Origin of the sequence: Ovoidimarina sediminis, from assembly GCF_032586175.1 — a bacterium.
Classification (GTDB): Bacteria; Pseudomonadota; Alphaproteobacteria; order Rhodobacterales; family Rhodobacteraceae; genus Ovoidimarina; species Ovoidimarina sediminis.
The window spans coordinates 525877-543253 of record NZ_JAWHTE010000001.1 but is presented as its reverse complement, the minus strand read 5'-3'; the positions used below and the strand labels follow the sequence as shown (position 1 = coordinate 543253).

The 17377-nt window shown below is 64.6% G+C and carries 15 protein-coding genes; 6 read left to right on the top strand and 9 right to left on the bottom strand.

Annotated features, from left to right (window positions below; all coding sequences use genetic code 11):
• Window positions 1-62 precede the first annotated feature (62 nt).
• Window positions 63-2480 carry a GcvT family protein gene (locus RXV90_RS02665; RefSeq protein WP_316646698.1) on the top strand — a complete coding sequence of 806 codons (2418 nt, stop codon included), beginning with the start codon at window positions 63-65 and terminating at the stop codon, window positions 2478-2480.
• A gap of 4 nt (window positions 2481-2484) precedes the next feature.
• Here RXV90_RS02665 and RXV90_RS02660 read toward each other — a convergent pair whose 3' ends face one another.
• Window positions 2485-3246, bottom strand: a complete 762-nt coding sequence (locus RXV90_RS02660) for a Crp/Fnr family transcriptional regulator (protein WP_316646697.1) — start codon at window positions 3244-3246, stop codon at window positions 2485-2487.
• 172 nt (window positions 3247-3418) lie between these two features.
• Here RXV90_RS02660 and RXV90_RS02655 point away from each other — a divergent pair, with 172 nt between their 5' ends.
• The 3 genes from RXV90_RS02655 to RXV90_RS02645 all read left to right on the top strand — a co-directional run bounded on the left by RXV90_RS02655 (window position 3419) and on the right by RXV90_RS02645 (window position 5806).
• Window positions 3419-4240 carry a bifunctional allantoicase/(S)-ureidoglycine aminohydrolase gene (locus RXV90_RS02655; protein WP_316646696.1) on the top strand — a complete coding sequence of 274 codons (822 nt, stop codon included), beginning with the start codon at window positions 3419-3421 and terminating at the stop codon, window positions 4238-4240.
• 67 nt (window positions 4241-4307) lie between these two features.
• Window positions 4308-4736, top strand: a complete 429-nt coding sequence (locus RXV90_RS02650) for a DUF2267 domain-containing protein (RefSeq protein ID WP_316646695.1) — start codon at window positions 4308-4310, stop codon at window positions 4734-4736.
• 86 nt (window positions 4737-4822) lie between these two features.
• Window positions 4823-5806, top strand: coding sequence for a DUF808 domain-containing protein (locus RXV90_RS02645; protein WP_316646693.1), 984 nt, complete (start codon window positions 4823-4825; stop codon window positions 5804-5806).
• 89 nt (window positions 5807-5895) lie between these two features.
• Here the strand turns inward: RXV90_RS02645 and tkt are convergent, their stop codons facing one another.
• Entirely contained in the window at window positions 5896-7944 is a 2049-nt protein-coding gene (gene tkt, locus RXV90_RS02640) for a transketolase (RefSeq protein WP_316646692.1), read from the bottom strand.
• A gap of 210 nt (window positions 7945-8154) precedes the next feature.
• Here tkt and RXV90_RS02635 point away from each other — a divergent pair, with 210 nt between their 5' ends.
• Together RXV90_RS02635 and RXV90_RS02630 are read left to right on the top strand one after the other, a co-directional pair.
• Window positions 8155-8616: a hypothetical protein gene (locus RXV90_RS02635; RefSeq protein ID WP_316646691.1), complete on the top strand. Its 462-nt coding sequence runs from the start codon at window positions 8155-8157 to the stop codon at window positions 8614-8616.
• A complete protein-coding gene (locus RXV90_RS02630; protein WP_316646690.1) occupies window positions 8609-9004 on the top strand; it encodes a cell division protein ZapA in 396 nt (131 codons plus the stop codon). Before RXV90_RS02635 ends, RXV90_RS02630 begins: the two co-directional genes overlap by 8 nt.
• A gap of 69 nt (window positions 9005-9073) precedes the next feature.
• Here the strand turns inward: RXV90_RS02630 and RXV90_RS02625 are convergent, their stop codons facing one another.
• From RXV90_RS02625 to RXV90_RS02595, 7 genes are all read right to left on the bottom strand, one after another.
• Window positions 9074-11716 (bottom strand): TRAP transporter permease, encoded by a 2643-nt coding sequence (locus RXV90_RS02625; protein WP_316646688.1) that lies wholly within the window; start codon window positions 11714-11716, stop codon window positions 9074-9076.
• A gap of 107 nt (window positions 11717-11823) precedes the next feature.
• Window positions 11824-12786, bottom strand: coding sequence for a TAXI family TRAP transporter solute-binding subunit (locus tag RXV90_RS02620; protein WP_316646687.1), 963 nt, complete (start codon window positions 12784-12786; stop codon window positions 11824-11826).
• A 189-nt stretch (window positions 12787-12975) separates the two neighbouring features.
• A complete protein-coding gene (gene grxD / locus RXV90_RS02615) occupies window positions 12976-13341 on the bottom strand; it encodes a Grx4 family monothiol glutaredoxin (protein WP_316646685.1) in 366 nt (121 codons plus the stop codon).
• Window positions 13338-13592: a hypothetical protein gene (locus RXV90_RS02610; protein WP_316646684.1), complete on the bottom strand. Its 255-nt coding sequence runs from the start codon at window positions 13590-13592 to the stop codon at window positions 13338-13340. Before RXV90_RS02610 ends, grxD begins: the two co-directional genes overlap by 4 nt.
• The gene (locus RXV90_RS02605) at window positions 13589-13825 is read right to left on the bottom strand and encodes a BolA/IbaG family iron-sulfur metabolism protein (protein WP_316646683.1); all 237 of its coding nucleotides are present in this window, start codon (window positions 13823-13825) and stop codon (window positions 13589-13591) included. Before RXV90_RS02605 ends, RXV90_RS02610 begins: the two co-directional genes overlap by 4 nt.
• 105 nt (window positions 13826-13930) lie before the next feature.
• The gene (gene purL / locus RXV90_RS02600) at window positions 13931-16090 is read right to left on the bottom strand and encodes a phosphoribosylformylglycinamidine synthase subunit PurL (protein ID WP_316646682.1); all 2160 of its coding nucleotides are present in this window, start codon (window positions 16088-16090) and stop codon (window positions 13931-13933) included.
• A gap of 254 nt (window positions 16091-16344) precedes the next feature.
• Entirely contained in the window at window positions 16345-17262 is a 918-nt protein-coding gene (locus tag RXV90_RS02595) for a LysR family transcriptional regulator (protein ID WP_316646681.1), read from the bottom strand.
• Between the last annotated feature and the right edge of the window lie 115 nt (window positions 17263-17377).

The window sequence follows — 17377 nt, the reverse complement described above, 5'->3', positions numbered from 1 at the left end:
CGCCTTCGGCGGGACGCCGCCTCCGGCGGGAGTATTTGGGCCAAAATGAAGGGAACTGCGCCATGAAGACGACGGCACGGGTGGTGGTGATCGGCGGGGGCGTGGTGGGCTGTTCGGTGGCCTATCACCTGACGAAGCTTGGCTGGGCGGATGTGATGCTGCTGGAGCGGTCGGAACTGACGAGCGGGTCGACATGGCACGCGGCGGGCGGCTTTCATACGCTCAATGGCGACACCAACATGGCCGCGCTTCAGGGCTATACAATCCGGCTTTACCGGGAGCTCGAGGAGATCACGGGCATGTCCTGCGGGTTGCACCACGTGGGCGGGATCACGCTGGCCGATAGCCCCGAGCGGTTCGACATGCTGAAGGCGGAGCGGGCGAAGCACCGCTACATGGGGCTTGAGACCAAGGTTCTGTCGCCCGAAGAGATCGTGGCGCGGACCGACGGGCTGGTGAACACCGACGGGATCCTCGGGGCGCTTTACGATCCGCTTGACGGGCACCTCGATCCGTCGGGGACGACCCATGCCTATGCGAAGGCCGCGCGGATGGGGGGCGCGGAGATCGTGACCCATTGCCGGGTGCTGGAGACCAGCCCGAGGGCGGACGGAACGTGGGACGTGGTGACGGAGAAGGGCACCGTGCATGCAGAGCATGTGGTGAATGCCGCCGGGCTTTGGGCACGGGAGGTGGCGGCGATGGCGGGCGTTTACCTGCCGCTTCTGCCGATGGCGCATCAGTACCTCGTGACCGAGGATATCCCCGAGATCTATGAACGCGGCGAGGAGTTTCCCCATGTGATGGATCCCGGTGGAGAGAGTTACCTGCGCCAGGAGGGCCGGGGGCTTTGCATCGGGTTCTACGAGCAGAAATGCGAGCCCTGGGCCGTCGGGGGAACGCCCTGGGAGTTCGGGCACGAGCTTCTGAACGACCAGTTCGAGAAGATCGAGGAGAGTGTGGATTTCGCCTATCGGCGGTTTCCGGTGCTGGAACGGGCCGGGGTGAAGCGGGTGATCCACGGGCCGTTCACCTTCGCGCCCGACGGGAACCCGCTGGTTGGGCCGGTGCCGGGGCTCAGGAACTACTGGTCGGCCTGTGCCGTGATGGCGGGGTTCAGCCAGGGGGGCGGCGTGGGCCTGAGCCTGGCGCAATGGATGGTCGAGGGTGAGCCCGAGCGCGATGTCTTCGCGATGGATGTGGCGCGGTTCGGGCGGTGGACGACGCCGGGTTACACCGTGCCGAAGGTGATCGAGAACTATCAGCGGCGGTTTTCGGTGAGCTATCCGAACGAGGAACTGCCCGCCGCGCGGCCTTTCCGGTCGACGCCGGTCTACGACATCTGGGAGGAGTTGGGCGCGGTCTGGGGGGCGCAGTACGGCCTCGAAGTGCCGAACTACTTCGCCCAGGGCGAGGAGCCGCGCTTCGAGACCCCGAGTTTCCGGCGGTCCAACGCCTGGGAGGCCGTGGCGCGGGAGGTGCGGGCGGTGCGTGAGGGGGTGGGGATCAACGAGACCCACAATTTCGGCAAGTTCCGCGTGGCGGGGCCGGGCGCGCGGGCCTGGCTTGACCGGATCATGGCGGGACGGATCCCGGGGCCGGGGCGCCTGTCGCTGACGCCGATGCTGTCGGAAAAGGGGCGGCTGATCGGGGATTTCACCGTGTCGTGCCTGAGCGAAGGCGAGTTCCGGCTGACGGCGAGTTACGGGGCGCAGGACTATCACTTGCGGTGGTTCGAGGCCCATGCCGAACCGGGGGTGATCGTCGAGAACATCTCGGACCGGGTGACGGGGTTTCAGATCGCGGGGCCGAAGGCGCGCGATGTGCTGGCCGCGGCGAGCGGGGCGGATGTGTCGAACGAGGCGTTCCGGTTTCTCGACGTGAAGCGGATGACGGTGGGGATGGCGGACTGCGTTGTGCAGCGGGTGAGCTATACCGGCGACCTGGGCTATGAGATCTTCTGCGATCCGGTGAGCCAGCGGGTGCTGTTCGGCTATCTCTGGCAGGCGGGGAAGGCGCACGGCATGGCGCCTTTCGGGATGCGGGCGATGATGAGCCTCAGGCTTGACCGCTTCTTCGGGTCGTGGATGCGGGAATACTCGCCCGATTACACGCCGGCGGAGACAGGGCTCGACCGGTTCATTTCGTGGAAGAAGGACGTGGATTTCATTGGTCGGGCGGCGGCGGAGGCGGAGCGGGCAGCGCCGCCGGACCGTGTTCTGGCTGCTTTTGTCGTCGAGGCGGAGGATGCCGATGTGGTGGCCTATGAGCCGATCTGGCTGGATGGCCGGGTGCAGGGCTTCTGCACCTCGGGTGGCTATTCACACTGGGCGGCGCAATCGGTTGCCCTGGGCTTCGTGCCGCGGGAGCGGGCGGCGGACGGGCTGGAGGTCGAGATCGAGATCCTCGGCGAGATGCGCAAGGCGCGGCTGGTGACGGACCCCCTGTTCGACCCCGAGGGCGCGCGGTTCAGGTCGTAGCGCCTTATTGCGCAGCGGCGACGGGGGAGGCGTAGGGTTCGAGATAGCCCGGGTCGAATTCGGCGAAGGCCATGGCTGCGGTGAGATTGGGGAAGCCGATCTTCCGGCCTGTGCCGGAGATCAGGCCCTGATCGCGCAGGCGGCGCATTGCACGGTTCACCGCGACGACCGAGAGCCCGCAGATCTGGCCGAGTTCGGTTTGGGAGAGGGGCAGGTCGTAGCCGCCATCCTCGAGCTGATGGACCTGTTCGAGGCGCAGCCGGATTTCGAGAAGCTGAAACAGGATGCGCTTGGCCGAGGCGCGGAGCGACAGCGACACGACCTGGTTCGAGACGATGTTCATCACCCGCATCGTGTGCCAGTTCAGCTTGTCCTGAAGCTCGGGCAGGCGTTGGGCGGCGTCGGCCATTGCCTTGGGATCGATTGCGATCGCCGCGCCATCGGTCAGGGCAACCGCGTCGAGGGTGGCGCGGCGGGTCTGACCATGGCGCACGATGTAGATATCGCCCGGGAGGTATGTGTTCACGACTTGCTGGCGGCCGTCGAGTGCCGTGTAGACACGCCCGACCCAGCCATCGGTAAGCAGGTAACTGTGTGAAATGACCGATCCCGCGGAGATCAGGTTTTCACCGTCACGGAAGGAAATGGTGCGAATGCTGCCCTTGTTCAGTTCAGCGATTTCGAGTTCGTTGAACGGTGCCGGAGACGGTTTCGCCAAGGGCGGCTGCCCAAGGGGGGATTGCCCGAATACGCGCAGTTCGTTCATGTCAACTCTCCATACCATCGCCCTAGGGTGACGGCGCTGGCTTCGCAAATAGAACGTTTGACGGTGCGGGAGGTTCCATCGGGGCATGCTGCGGGCCATGCCTGTCTTTGCTGAAGGTGTTTCTGCAAGGTGCTTGGTAGTTATTCCCGGGCGATCGCGGAATGATCGGCCCATGAGTTATGGAACACCGCAGGGCGGGCTTCCGCCGCAATCGCAGCTATTGACGGGCCGGGCCGTGTTTACAACGGCTTACGCGGTGGTTCCGCGGGGCGTTATGACCGATATCGTGACCTCGGCCTTCCCTGGGTGGGAGGGCGCGCGGGGCTGGGTTCTGGCGCGGCCGCTGACCGGGTTTGCGGAGACGTTCAGCCAGATCATCATGGAACTTGCGCCCGGGGGCGGATCGGATGCCCCGGAGAGCGATGCCGGTGCGGGGGCGGTGATCTTCGTCACCGGTGGGACGCCAACGCTGAGCCTCGGGGCGGCGGATCATGCGCTGGAGCCCGGGAGCTATGCCTATCTTCCACCGGGATGCGGATGGCGGATCCGGAACCGGGGGGCGGGGCCGGCGCGATTCCACTGGATCCGGAAACGCTGGCAACCGGCGCCGGGGCTTGAGCCGCCCGCGCCGTTCGTCACCCACGAGGCGCGGGTGGCGAAGGATCCGATGCCCGGAACGGATGGCGCGTGGGCGACGCAGCGTTTCGTGACGTCCGACGATCTGGCCCACGATTTCCACGTCAATATAGTGAGTTTCATGCCCGGGGCCGTCATTCCCTTTGCCGAGACCCATGTGATGGAGCACGGGCTTTACGTACTCGAGGGCAAGGCCGTCTACCGGCTGAACGACGACTGGGTGGAGGTGGAGGCCGGTGATTTCATGTGGCTGCGCGCCTTTTGCCCGCAGGCCTGCTATGCTGGCGGGCCGGGGCCGTTCCGGTACCTGCTTTACAAGGACGTCAATCGCCTGCCGTCGCTGATGCGCGCAGGCTGATCTGCGTCAGCATGTGAGCCGCGCCGATCTGGTGAAATGGATTCGCCGGACATCGGGGAGGTGGACCATGAGCGCACTTGGTTTGAAGATCATCGACGAATCCGTTCAGCAGGCGAATATCTGGATCAACGAGGTCGACGAGCGGGCCGGATGGGGCAACAAACAGCGTGCCTACAGGCTTTTGCGGTCGGTCTTGCATGCGATCCGCGATCATCTGAGCGTCGACGAAGCGGCGCAGCTTGCGGCGCAGATGCCGATCATGATCCGGGGGATCTATTACGAGGGCTGGGATCCATCGAAGACGCCGGTGCGTGACCGGACGCGCGCGGCCTTCCTGCAGGGGATTCAGCGAGACTTCCGGAGTGATCCGCTAGGGGACGAGGCGGCTGCCGTGGGCGCGGTTCTGGACACGCTCGATCACCGGATCTCGGAAGGCGAGATGAACAACGTCCGCCGCAGCTTTTCGAAGGATATCCGGGGTCTGTTTTTCGACTGACCTGCCGCGACGTCCCGAATTACCGCGTTGAAGCCCCGCTTCGGACCGCTATCGTTAAGGCGAGGCGATACGGGCGGAGAGACGGTATGAGCGGGCTTCTGGCACTTCTGGACGACGTCGCGGGAATCGCGAAGGTTGCGGCGGCATCGGTCGATGATGTGGTGGGGCAGGCCGTCAAAGCCTCGTCCAAGGCCGCGGGCGCGGTGATCGACGATGCAGCGGTGACGCCGAAATACGTGCATGGCTTTTCCGCCGATCGCGAGATTCCGATCGTCTGGAAGATCGCCAAGGGATCGCTGTTCAACAAGCTTGTGATCCTTCTGCCCCTGGCGCTGATCCTGCAGGCCTTCGCGCCCTGGGCGATCCCGCCCTTGCTGATGCTTGGGGGGGCGTATCTGTGTTTCGAGGGGGCGGAGAAGGTGTGGCACGTGGTGAACCCGGCGGATCACCATGCCGAGGATGTGTACAAGGAGAAGCTGAAGGACGCGCATCTTGAGGAAGCCAAGGTCAAAGGCGCGATCAAGACGGATTTCATCCTGTCGGCGGAGATCATGACGATCACGCTGTCGGCGCTGCCCGAGGACCTGCCGTTCTGGATGAATGCCGGGGCGCTGGGTGTGGCGGGGGTGCTGATCACGGTCGCGGTTTACGGAGCCGTGGGTCTTATCGTGAAGGCCGATGACGCGGGGCTGCACATGTGTGCGAACGGGCGGCTTCGCATGACGCGCTGGCTGGGGCAGGCCATCGTGAAGGGGATGCCTACCTTCATGAAGCTTCTTGTCATTGTGGGCACGGCGGCGATGATCTGGGTCGGCGGATCGATCATCGTGCACGGGCTGCACGAGATGGGTGTGCACGGGCCTTACGACTTCATTCACGATATTTCCGTGAGCGTGGCCGGCGCCGTGTCGCAGAACCTTGCGGGGGCCGTGGAGTGGATCGTGACCGCAGGGCTGGACGGGGTGGTGGGGCTGGCGCTTGGCTTCGTGCTGATCCCCGTATCGCATTACGTGCTGACGCCGGTGATGGGCCTTTTCCGGTCGGAAAAGGCGGCGCAGGGGGAGCACTGACGGCCGGGCGGGCATCGCGCGAGGGCTGAAGCGAAAAGGCCGGCGCTGCGGGTGCAGCGCCGGCCTTTTTTCGGGTCGTCAGGAAGGGATCAGGTGCGCGGGTCTGGCGCCCAGCGGCCTTCGAGAAGATCCTTGACCTTGGTGGCCGTCGCCTCTGCCGTGATGCCGAAATGTTCGTAAAGCTCTTCAGCCGGGCCGGAGGCACCGAAGCCGTGCATGCCGATGAAGCCGGACTTCTCGCGCTTGCCGCGTTCGCCGAAGAGCCAGCGATCCCAGCCGAAACGAACCAGCGCCTCGATCGCCACGCGGACGGGGCCGGCGGGGAGGACACGCTTGCGATAGGCTTCGTCCTGTTCTTCGAAAAGTTCCCAACATGGCATGGAGACGACGCGGGTGCCGATGCCCTCGGCCTGAAGAAGGTCGCGGGCCGCGAGCGCGATTTCGACTTCGGAGCCGGTGGCCATGAGAATCGCCTGGCGCTTGCCCTCGGCCTCGCGAAGGACATAGGCGCCCTGGGCCGTGAGGTTCTTGATCTTGTGCTCGGTCCGGACCGTCGGCAGGCCCTGGCGGGTCAGCGAGAGCACCGAGGGCGTCTTGGTCGAGGTCAGCGCGATTTCCCAAGCCTCTGCCGTTTCCACCGTATCGGCGGGACGGAAGACGCGGCAGTTCGGTGTCGCGCGCAGCATGGCGATATGTTCGACCGGCTGGTGCGTCGGCCCGTCTTCGCCAAGCCCGATGGAATCGTGGGTCATCACATAAACCGGTGCGATTTCCATCAGCGACGACAGCCGCATGGCGCCGCGGGCGTAATCGGTGAAGGTGAGGAACGTGCCGCCATAGGGCTTGATGCCGCCATGGAGGATCATGCCGTTCATCGCCGCCGCCATGCCGTGTTCACGGATCCCGAAATGGACGTAGCGGCCCTTGCGGTTTGACGGATCGAAGATACCGAGATCGGCGGTCTTGGTGTTGTTCGAACCGGTAAGATCGGCGGAGCCGCCGATGGTTTCGGGCATCACCGGGTTCACGACTTCGAGCACCATTTCGGAGCTTTTGCGCGTCGCGACCTTGGGCTGGGATTCGGAGATCTGCTTCTTCAGGGCGCGGATCGTGGCGGAGAGGCGTTTCGGCGCCTCGCCCGACATGACGCGGGCGAATTCCGCCTGGCGGTTCGAGGACAGGCTTTCGAGACGGCCCTGCCATTCGGCACGTTCGGCGCCGCCGCGGGCGCCAATGTGTTCCCACGCCGCCTTGACCTCGGCGGGGATTTCGAACGGGCCGTAAGGCCAGCCATAGGCGTCGCGCGTGGCCTGGATTTCGTCAGGGCCGAGGGGCGAGCCGTGGACCTTCGCGGTGCCTTCCTTCGTGGGGGCGCCGAAGCCGATCCGCGTCTTGCAGGCGATCATCGTGGGTTTCTTGGAGGATTTCGCCTTGGTCAGGGCGGCGTCGATATCCTCGGGGTCGTGGCCGTCGCAGGAAATCACCTGCCATCCCGCGGCCTGGAAGCGGCGCGGCTGGTCGGTGATGTCCGACAGCGAGAGTTCGCCGTCGATCGAGATGTTGTTGTCATCCCAGAGCACGATGAGCTTGCCGAGCTTCTGCATGCCGGCAAGGCCGATCGCCTCGTGGCTGATGCCTTCCATCAGGCAGCCGTCGCCCGCGATGACGTAGGTGTAGTGATCGACGATCTTCTTGCCGAAACGGGCGCGGAGCGCTTCTTCGGCGATGGCGAAGCCGACGGAGTTGGCGAGGCCCTGGCCGAGCGGCCCGGTCGTTGTCTCAATTCCCTTGGCGTGGCCGTATTCGGGGTGACCCGCGGTCTTGAAGCCGAGCTGGCGGAAGTTCTTGATCTGCTCCAGCGTCATGTCGGCGTAGCCGGTGAGGTGGAGCAGCGCATAGAGAAGCATAGAGCCATGGCCGGCAGAGAGGATGAAGCGATCGCGGTCGGGCCAGTCAGGGGCCGAGGCATCGAATTTCAGGTGTTTCTCGAAAAGGACTGTGGCGACATCGGCCATGCCCATGGGCATGCCCGGATGGCCCGAATTGGCCGCCTGAACGGCATCCATGGCCAGTGCCCGGATCGCGGTTGCCTTTTGCCAGTGGTCGGGGTGAAGCTCTCTCAGTCGTGCGATGTCCAAAGGTCCCGTGTCCTATCTTGACGCCGCGCCAGCTGCGGCGGGTGACGACCTGATACCAGCCTCGGGGCCAAGTGCAAGGCGGCGCGGGGCCGCCCCGGGGAGGGGGTGAACTCCCAGACCCATCTGGCTAGAATTGGCGGAATGGTTGCCGGCCTGATTCGGAGCGGATGACCAAGAGGACAGGGCGAACCAGGTAAAGGGGACGCGAGGATGTCGGACATCGCGGAGCTCGAGCAGCGGATCACCGCGGCGCTGGAGCGGGTTGGGGCGGCTGTTTCCCGCCTGTCGGCGGATGATCAGAGCGAATTGCAGGATCAGCTTGCCGCGGAGCGGGAGGCGAATGCCCAGCTTGAAGAGCGCGTGCGCGCGATCAAGGAGCGGCAGGAGACGATGGTGGCCTCGCTGCAGGAAGAGGTCTCGACGCTGCGGCAGGCGCTGACCGATACGGATGCGGATTTGCAGCGGCTGAGATCGGTGAATGCCGAACTGCGCCAGTCGAACGCGGCGCTTCGGCAGGCGAATGCCGCGGGGCTTGCCGATCCCGACCTTGTCAACAGTGCGCTCGAGACGGAAATCGAGGCCTTGCGCGAACTCAACGAGGCGAACCGGGCGGAGATCGACCGGGCGCTCGCGGAACTTGAACCCATGCTGAAGGAGGCGGCCAGTGCCTGAGGTGACGATCACGATCGGCGGGCGGGATTTCGAAGTGGCCTGCCAGGATGGCGAGGAGCATTTCCTTCACGCCGCGGCCCAGATGCTGGACACCGAGGCGCAGACGCTGCTGAGCCAGATCGGGCGGATGCCGGAAAGCCGGATGCTTCTGATGGCCGGGCTTCTGCTGGCCGACAAGGCCGCCGGGGCGGATGACCGGGTAAAGGCGATGGAGAAGCAGGTGGGATCGCTTACCGCGCAGCTTGAAGAGGCGCGGGAGGCGGCGATGACACCAAGGGAGGTGGAAGTCGCGCGGATCCCCGAAGAGGTGACCGATACGCTTTCGGAACTCGCCGCAAGGGCCGAGGCGCTGGCGGATGCGGTGGAGGAGCGCGTGGGCGCGGCCTGACCGCAGACCGGTCGAGACCGGCACACAGGCAGATTGCAGCGGGGCGCCCAGATGGGCGCCCCGTGTCGTTCAGAAGGCCGGTTTTGTCTGGCGCCGCCGCTGCATCAGGACGATGAGCGCCAGAAGCGCCAGGGCCGGAATGTAGAAGACGTATTTCGACATCCGCTCACGCGGGGCCTGGATCGAAGCCAGCCGTACCGGCGTATCGGCGTAGAAATCGAAATCGGCCAGCTTTTCGGCCGAGGGTGTGCCGAACATCGGCTCGTCAAGCCGCACCACCTCGCCTTCCGGGAAGAGCAGGAGGCCCGAGGCGTCGATGCGTTCCTGTGCCGTGCCTTCGCCCTCGATATCCATAACTAGGGTGGTCGAGGCCGTTTCGCCGGTGTTGAAATCGGGGCCTTCGATCTGAAGCCGGAGCCGCGACCCCGCGGGCGCATCAGCCACCGCCTGTTCGAACTGCGCAGGCGGGATATCCAAGAACGGGCTTTGCAGCATGTTGAGCCAGAAGCCCGGCACGAAGAGCGTAAAGGCCACGACGAGAAGGCCGGCGGTTTCGTGGATGCGCGATTTCGCCAGGAAATAGCCCTGGGTGGCGGCGGCAAAGAGCAGCATCGCGATGGTCGCCACGATGAAGATGAAGACCGCCTGGAGGATCCCTCCCGTCGTCCCGAGATCGACCCCGTAAAGGATCAGCGTCGGATTGTAGATGAAGAGGAAGGGCAGGGCGACCGTCCGGAGGGAGTAGAAGAAGGCCGTGAAGCCCGTCTTGATCGGGTCGCCGCCGGAGACGGCGGCGGCGGCAAAGCTGGCAAGCCCCACCGGCGGTGTCACATCCGCCATGATCCCGAAGTAGAACACGAAGAGGTGCGCGGCGATCAGGGGCACGATCAGGCCTTCCTGCGCGCCAAGCGACACAACGACCGAGGCCATGAGCGAAGAGACCACGATGTAGTTGGCCGTCGTCGGAAGGCCCATACCGAGGATCAGCGAGAATATCCCAACGAAGATCAGCATCAGGATCAGGATGCCGCCCGAGAGCTGTTCGACGAGCCCCGCGAGTTCGGTGCCGATCGGGGTTTTCGTCACGGTGGCGACGATGATGCCCGCCGCCGCCGTGGCGACGCCGATGCCGATCATGTTGCGGGCGCCAGCGATGAGGCCCTCGATCAGGTCGGAGAACCCTTCCGAGATCTGGCCGCCGATATCGCCGGCATTGCCGCGGAAGATGGCCTTCAGGGGCTTTTGCGTGACGATGATGAAGAGCATGAGCGCGGTGGCGTAGAAAGCCGATTTGGCCGGGCTCTGCTGTTCGACCATCAGGAACCAGATCAGGACGAAGATCGGGAGGATGTAGTGGAGGCCGGTTGCGTAGACCTCTCCCACGGTCGGGATCTTGATTTCCGGGTCGTTCGGATCGTCGGCTTCCAGATCTGGCTGGCGGGCCGCGACGGCGACGAGCCAGAGATAGGCAAGCCCGAGAAGGCTCATCATGATCGGGGCCGTCAGGCTGGGCACGGCGGCTTCGAGGGCGTGGACGCCGTAGATCAGCGCCGTGAAGCCCACACCGAAGACGACGAAGCCGATGAAGGTTTTCACGATCATGCCGAGGAAGGATTTCGCCTCGCCGAGGGCGGGCATGTCCTTCTTCAACGCTTCGAGATGCACGATGTAGACGAGCGCGATGTAGGAGATCACCGCCGGGATGAAGGCGTGCTTGATGACCTCGACATAGGAGATCCCGATGAACTCGACCATGAGGAAGGCGGCCGCGCCCATGACCGGCGGCATGATCTGGCCGTTCACCGATGAGGCGACCTCGACCGAGCCCGCCTGTTCGGAGGTGAAGCCCACGCGCTTCATCAGCGGGATGGTGAAGGTACCGGTGGTGACGACATTGGCGATGGACGAGCCCGAGATCAGGCCGGTCATGGCCGAGCCCACGACCGCTGCCTTGGCCGGGCCGCCGCGGAGGTGGCCAAGGCCCGCGAAGGCGAGCTTGATGAAGTAGTTGCCCGCGCCCGCCTTGTCGAGCAGCGAGCCGAAGAGGACGAAGAGGAAAACGAAGGCCGTCGAGACGCCGAGCGGGATGCCGAAGACGCCGGCCGTGTCGAGCCACTGGGCGTTGATGAGCGACGTGAAGGACAGGCCTTCATGTTCGATCAGTTCGGGGATCAGCCAGCCGGTGCCGAAATAAGCATAGAGCAGGAAAAGCCCGCCCACGATCGTCAGCGCGGGGCCAAGCGCGCGGCGCGAGGCCTCGAGCAGCAGGACGAGGCCGGCGGCACCGATGATGACCTGGGTTTCGGTCGGCAGGCCCGAGCGGGCGGTGACGGCGAGGTGATCGGAGAAGGCGAAGACGTAGAAGGCGCAGGCCGCGGCGGCGATGGCGAGGATCCAGTCGACGACCGGCACCCGGTCGCGCGGGGAATTCTTGAAGGCGGGGTATGCAAGGAAGGCCAGGAAGACCGCGAACATCAGGTGGATGGGACGCGTCTGGGAGGCGTTGAAGACCGGAAGGTACTGGCCGAACCAGAGCATGGGCTGGGCGATCCAGAGCTGGAACAGCGACCAGACGAGCGCCGTTCCGGCGATCAGCAGGGCGACGGAGCGGTTTGACGGTTCACGACCGCCGGTATCGGTGCTTGCGACGAGATCCTGAAGTTCGGCGTCGCTGAGCCCGCGATCCTTGCCGTCCTGTGACTGGTCGGTCATGGCCCATTCCCCTTCGAGCTATGTCTTATGGAAAAGGTCGCCTTGTCAGGCGGTCCTGAGCGGCGGGGCGCATTTGCGCCCCGCCGCAAGTCTGTGCGCGTGCGGCGTTATTCGATGAGGCCGGCTTCGCGGAAGTACTTTTCGGCACCAGCGTGGAGCGGCGCGGAAAGACCGTCATTTGCCATCTGCTTGGGATCGAGATTGGCGAAGGCCGGGTGCAGGCCCTTGAACTGGTCGATGTTCTCGAACACAGCCTTGACGACTTCGTAGACGACCTCTTCGGGCACGTCGGTGGACGTCACGAAGGTGGCGCCGACACCGAAGGTGGTGGTGTCGTTGTCGTTGCCCCGGTACATGCCGCCCGGGATCGTGGCGACCCGGTAGTAGGGGTTGTCGTTGATCAGCCCTTCGATTTCGGGGCCGGTCACGTTCACGAGCACGGAATCACAGGCCGTCGTCGCTTCCTGGATCGAGCCCGAGGGGTGGCCGACGGTGTAGATCATCGCGTCGATGTTGTTGTCGCACAGCGCCTGGCTTTGTTCCGCTGCCTGAAGTTCGGAGGCCAGGGCGAAATCGCCGGTTGTCCAGCCCTTGGCTTCGAGCACCACGTCCATCGTGCCGCGCTGACCGGACCCCGGGTTGCCGATGTTGACGCGCTTGCCCTTCAGGTCGTCGAAGTTCGAAATCCCGGCATCGGCGCGGGCGACCACGGTGAAGGGTTCGGGGTGGACCGAGAAGACAGCGCGGAGACCTTCGAAGGCGCCCTGCTCTTCGAACTGGGAGGAGCCGTTATAGGCGTGGAACTGCCAGTCGGACTGGGCCACGCCGAATTCAAGCTCGCCATTGCGGATCGCATTGATGTTGAACACCGAACCGCCGGTGGATTCGACGCCGCAGCGGATTCCGTGTTCGGCGCGCCCGCGGTTCACCAGACGGCAGATCGCGCCGCCGGTCGGGTAGTAGACGCCTGTTACGCCGCCCGTGCCGATGGCGATGAAGGTTTGCTGAGCGCTGGCTGCGCCCGCAGCAAGCGTCACGGCGGCCAATGCGCCGAGGAAATGGGCTTTCATGTATTTCTCCCTTATGCGCCGCATCCCTTAAAGTCTCGTGCGGCATGGATTTGTGTGCCTGAAGGGTGCGTTAACCGAGAGGGTAAGGTCAACCGAAATTGCGCGGCGCTGCCCGTAGAATGTTGTTTAAAATAATAAAAGGGGCGGCGCCGGATGCCCGGAACCGCCCCGAAAGCAAACGCTTTTTCGTTAAGCGTTGTGTTCCCGAATCTTGTTCGCCGCGTCCTTGTCGAAGGCCACGCCGCTTTGCTCGAAGAGGGTATCGAGCTCTCCCGACAGCGTCATTTCGGTGATGATATCGCAGCCGCCCACGAATTCGCCCTTCACGTAAAGCTGGGGGATCGTCGGCCAGTCGGAATACTCCTTGATGCCCTGTCGGATGCCTTCGTCTTCAAGAACGTTCACGTCCTGGAATTCGACACCCATGTAGTTGAGGACGCCCGCCACGCGGGAGGAAAAGCCGCATTGAGGCATCATCTTGGTGCCCTTCATGAAGAGCACGACGTCGTTTCCGGTGACGGTGTCCTTGATCTGGTCTTCAACGGTTGAGGTCATTCTTTCCGATCCTTGCTTCTGGGCACGAAGCCCTTTGCGTATTCCTGCGGGTCGCGGGGGACCCGAAACTGCGACTGGTGCCCGCCGCCGCCGCCGCCCGAGAAATAGCTCGAGTCGATCACGTGATATCCGGTGCCCGGCTCGGCGCCGCGTTCGTCATGCCGTTCGCGGCGAACCACGGCGAGCGCACGCAGCAAAAGAACGACGAAGATCGCGAGCGATATCCAGACTATCGGGTGGGCCCAGGTCATTCCGGCACGCGGGTGGTGAGGGCGAGCGCGTGGAGTTCGCCATTCGGCCCATCCATCTTGCCCTTGAGCGCGGCGTAGACGGCACGCTGCTGCTGCACGCGGTTCATGCCGCGGAAGCTTTCATCGATTACGAGGGCGGACATGTGGACGCCGTCGTCCCCGCCCACCTCGATCCGGGCGTTGGGGAAGCTTTCGCGGAGCAGCGTTTCGATTTCATGGGCCTGCATCGGCATCGGCGGGTGTCCTGTTGGGTCGTGATGGATGTAATTTAATGTGCCGTGGAAGGAGCGGCAAGATTGACTGGCGCCGGTTGGGAGCGGCTTGGGCGGCGCGGGCCCTCAGCCCACCGCCGCCTCGAAGGCAGAGCCATGGAGGGCGAAGAGTTCGCTTGCGGGGGCCTCGGAACGGCCGATTGCGATCGTCTCTCCGCCGAAGCGGCCGACATTGGTGACAGGCACGCCCGCACGGCCGGCGGCGGCCATCAGTGCCTCGGCGCAGTCGAAATCGGTGGCGACGAGGTAGCGCGCCTGATCTTCGCCAAAAAGGGTAGGGATGTCAGAGACATCGAGGCGGAGGCCGATCCCGGCGGCGGCGGCCAGTTCAAAGGCCGCGAGGGCAAGGCCGCCATCAGAGAGATCTGTGGCGGCGTGGATATAGGCGGCGGAGGCGCGGATCAATTCGCCCGCCCGGAGTTCGGCGTCGAGATCGACGGGCGGTGCGTCGCCCTCTTCGCGCCCGAAGGCCTCGGCCAGAAGCGCGGACTGGCCGAGATGGCCCGCCGTGGCGCCGATGAGAATGGCGTGATCGCCATCGCGCGCGCGGCCCGCGATCATCTGGTCTGCGGAGGCGATCAGCCCGACCGCGCCGATCGTCGGCGTGGGCAGGATCGCCTGGCCATCGGTTTCGTTGTAGAGCGAGACGTTGCCCGAGACGATCGGCATGTCGAGCGCCGCGCAGGCCTCGCCGATGCCTTTGATCGCGTGGACGAACTGCCCCATGATCTCGGGCTTCTCGGGGTTGCCGAAGTTGAGGTTGTCGGTGGAGGCAAGCGGGCGCGCACCCACGGCCGAGAGGTTGCGATAGGCTTCGGCAACCGCCTGTTTGCCACCCTCGAAGGGGTTGGCGCGCACGTATCGGGGCGTAACGTCGGAGGTGAAGGCCAGAAGCTTGTCGGTGCCGTGCACGCGGACGATGCCCGCGCCGAGGCCCGGACCCTCAGCCGTGTCGGCCAGCACCATGCTGTCATACTGTTCGAAGACCCAGCGCTTCGAGGCATAGTTGGGCGAGCCGATCAGCGCGCGGAGGCCTTCGAGCGGGTCGATTTCCAGCGCCTCTTCGAAGGCTGCCGCAGGGGCGGGGGCGACGTGGGGCCGGTCGTATTCGGGGGCTTCGCCGGACAGGGGCGAGAGGGGGAGATCCGCCTTCACCTCGTTGCCCTGAAGGATGAGGAAACGGTCTTCGGCGATGGTTTCGCCGACGATGGCGAAATCGAGATCCCACTTGTCGAAAATTGCGCGGGCCTCTGCCTCCTTCTCGGGCTTGAGAACCATGAGCATACGCTCCTGGCTTTCTGACAGCATCATCTCGTAAGCCGTCATGGCGGTTTCGCGGACGGGGACGCGATCGAGATCGAGGCGGATCCCCAGGCCGCCCTTGTCGCCCATTTCGACCGCCGAGCAGGTGAGGCCCGCGGCACCCATATCCTGGATCGAGATCACCGCGCCGGAGGCCATGAGTTCAAGGCAGGCCTCGAGCAGGCGCTTTTCGGTGAAGGGATCGCCGACCTGAACCGTGGGGCGCTTTTCCTCGATCGTGTCGTCGAATTCGGCCGAGGCCATGGTGGCGCCGCCGACGCCGTCGCGCCCGGTCTTTGCGCCGAGATAGACGACGGGCATGCCGACGCCCGAGGCGGCGGAGTAGAAGATCTTGTCGGCATCGGCGAGGCCGGCCGCGAAGGCATTGACGAGGCAGTTGCCGTTATAGGCGGGATGAAAGCGGACCTCGCCGCCCACGGTGGGCACGCCGAAGGCGTTGCCGTAGCCGCCAATCCCTTCGACCACGCCCGCGACGAGGCGGCGGGTTTTCGGGTGCGCGGGTTCGCCGAAGCTGAGCGAGTTCATTGCCGCGATGGGGCGCGCACCCATGGTGAAGACGTCGCGGAGGATGCCGCCCACGCCGGTGGCGGCCCCCTGGTAGGGTTCGATGTAGGACGGGTGGTTGTGGCTTTCCATCTTGAAGACCACCGCCTGGCCGTCGCCGATATCGACGATGCCTGCATTCTCGCCGGGGCCGCAGATGACCTGCGGGCCTTCGGTAGGAAGCGTGCGGAGCCATTTCTTGGAGGACTTGTACGAACAGTGTTCGTTCCACATGGCCGAGAAGATGCCGAGCTCCGTGAAGCTGGGCGTGCGTCCGACGATCTTCAGGATGCGGTCGTATTCGTCGGGTTTCAGCCCGTGTGCTTCGACGAGCTCCGGTGTGATCTCCGGTTCCTGCATATCTGCCCCCCGTTCTTGCCCCGCGACGCTTTTAGGCGAAGGGCCGGGGAGGGGAAAGTGGGAAGCGGAGGCGGAGGAGCCGCGTGCACAAAAAAAGAGGCCGAGCACTAAGCTCGGCCCAAGTCCAACAGGGAGGTTGCCGTCGGCGGGATTGCTCAACCACCGGCGACACGAGGCATGTAATCCGCACTGTGCCGCCGATCAAGGCAAACTGCCTAAAATTACCGCAATCCAGATATGCGCTCAGCGCATGGCTATGTCCCAACCGTCGCTGCCGCCTCTGCTTTCTTGCGGCGGCGGTGGGCGATGATCTCGTCGGTGACGAAATCGCGGAAGGCGGCGATGCGTTTCGATTGCCTGAGTTCTTCGGGATAGGCGAGAAAGACCGGCACCTCGTTCGATTCAATCTCCGGCAGCACGCGCTCGAGCTGCGGGAAATCCTCGATCACGTAATCAGGCAGGACGCCTATGCCGAGATTGGCCAGCGTGGCCTGGAGAACGCCGAAGTAGTTGTTGACGGTGAGCGTCGAGGGAACGTTGTGGGTAAGGAGTTCCTGCACGAGGGCCGCGCCGGCGGAGACCTGGAAAGACGATGTGCTTTGACAGATCAGGCGGTGCTTCGAGAGATCGGAGGGGCGTTCGAGCCGGCCGCGTTCGTCGAGATACTGGGGGGTCGCGTAGAGGCGCATGTGGACGCTCATCAGGCGGCGGCGGATCAGATCGGCCTGGCTCGGCTCCTTCATCCGGATCGCCACGTCGGCCTCGCGCATGGGGAGGTCGAGCACCCGTTCCTCGAGGTTCAGGTCGATCTTCAGGTCGGGATATTTCTCGTAGAGCTTGGGCAGGCGCGGGGCGAGCCAGAGCGTGCCGAAGCCGATCGTGGTGGTGACGCGGAGTTCGCCGAACACCTCTTCCTCGCTGTCGCGGATGCGTGCTTCGGCCGTGTCGAGGCGGCGTGCCATGGCGGAGGTGGCATCGAAGAGAAGTTCGCCCTGTTCGGTGAGAATCAGGCCGCGGGCGTGGCGGTGGAAGAGGGTGGCACCCAGGGTTTCTTCCAGTGCCCGGATCTGGCGGGAGACCGCCGATTGCGACAGGTGGAGGGTTTCGCCGGCATGGGTCAGACTGCCCGCATCGGCCACTGCGTGGAATATTCTTAGCTTGTCCCAGTCCATCGCCTCAGACCCGAAAAATGTTAGCGTTAAAAACTGTCTCCTCCTTATCCGGGGTTATGCTGCAATTGCAAACTGTCGATGACACGAAGATTTGCTTTCTAGGTCAGAAATTATG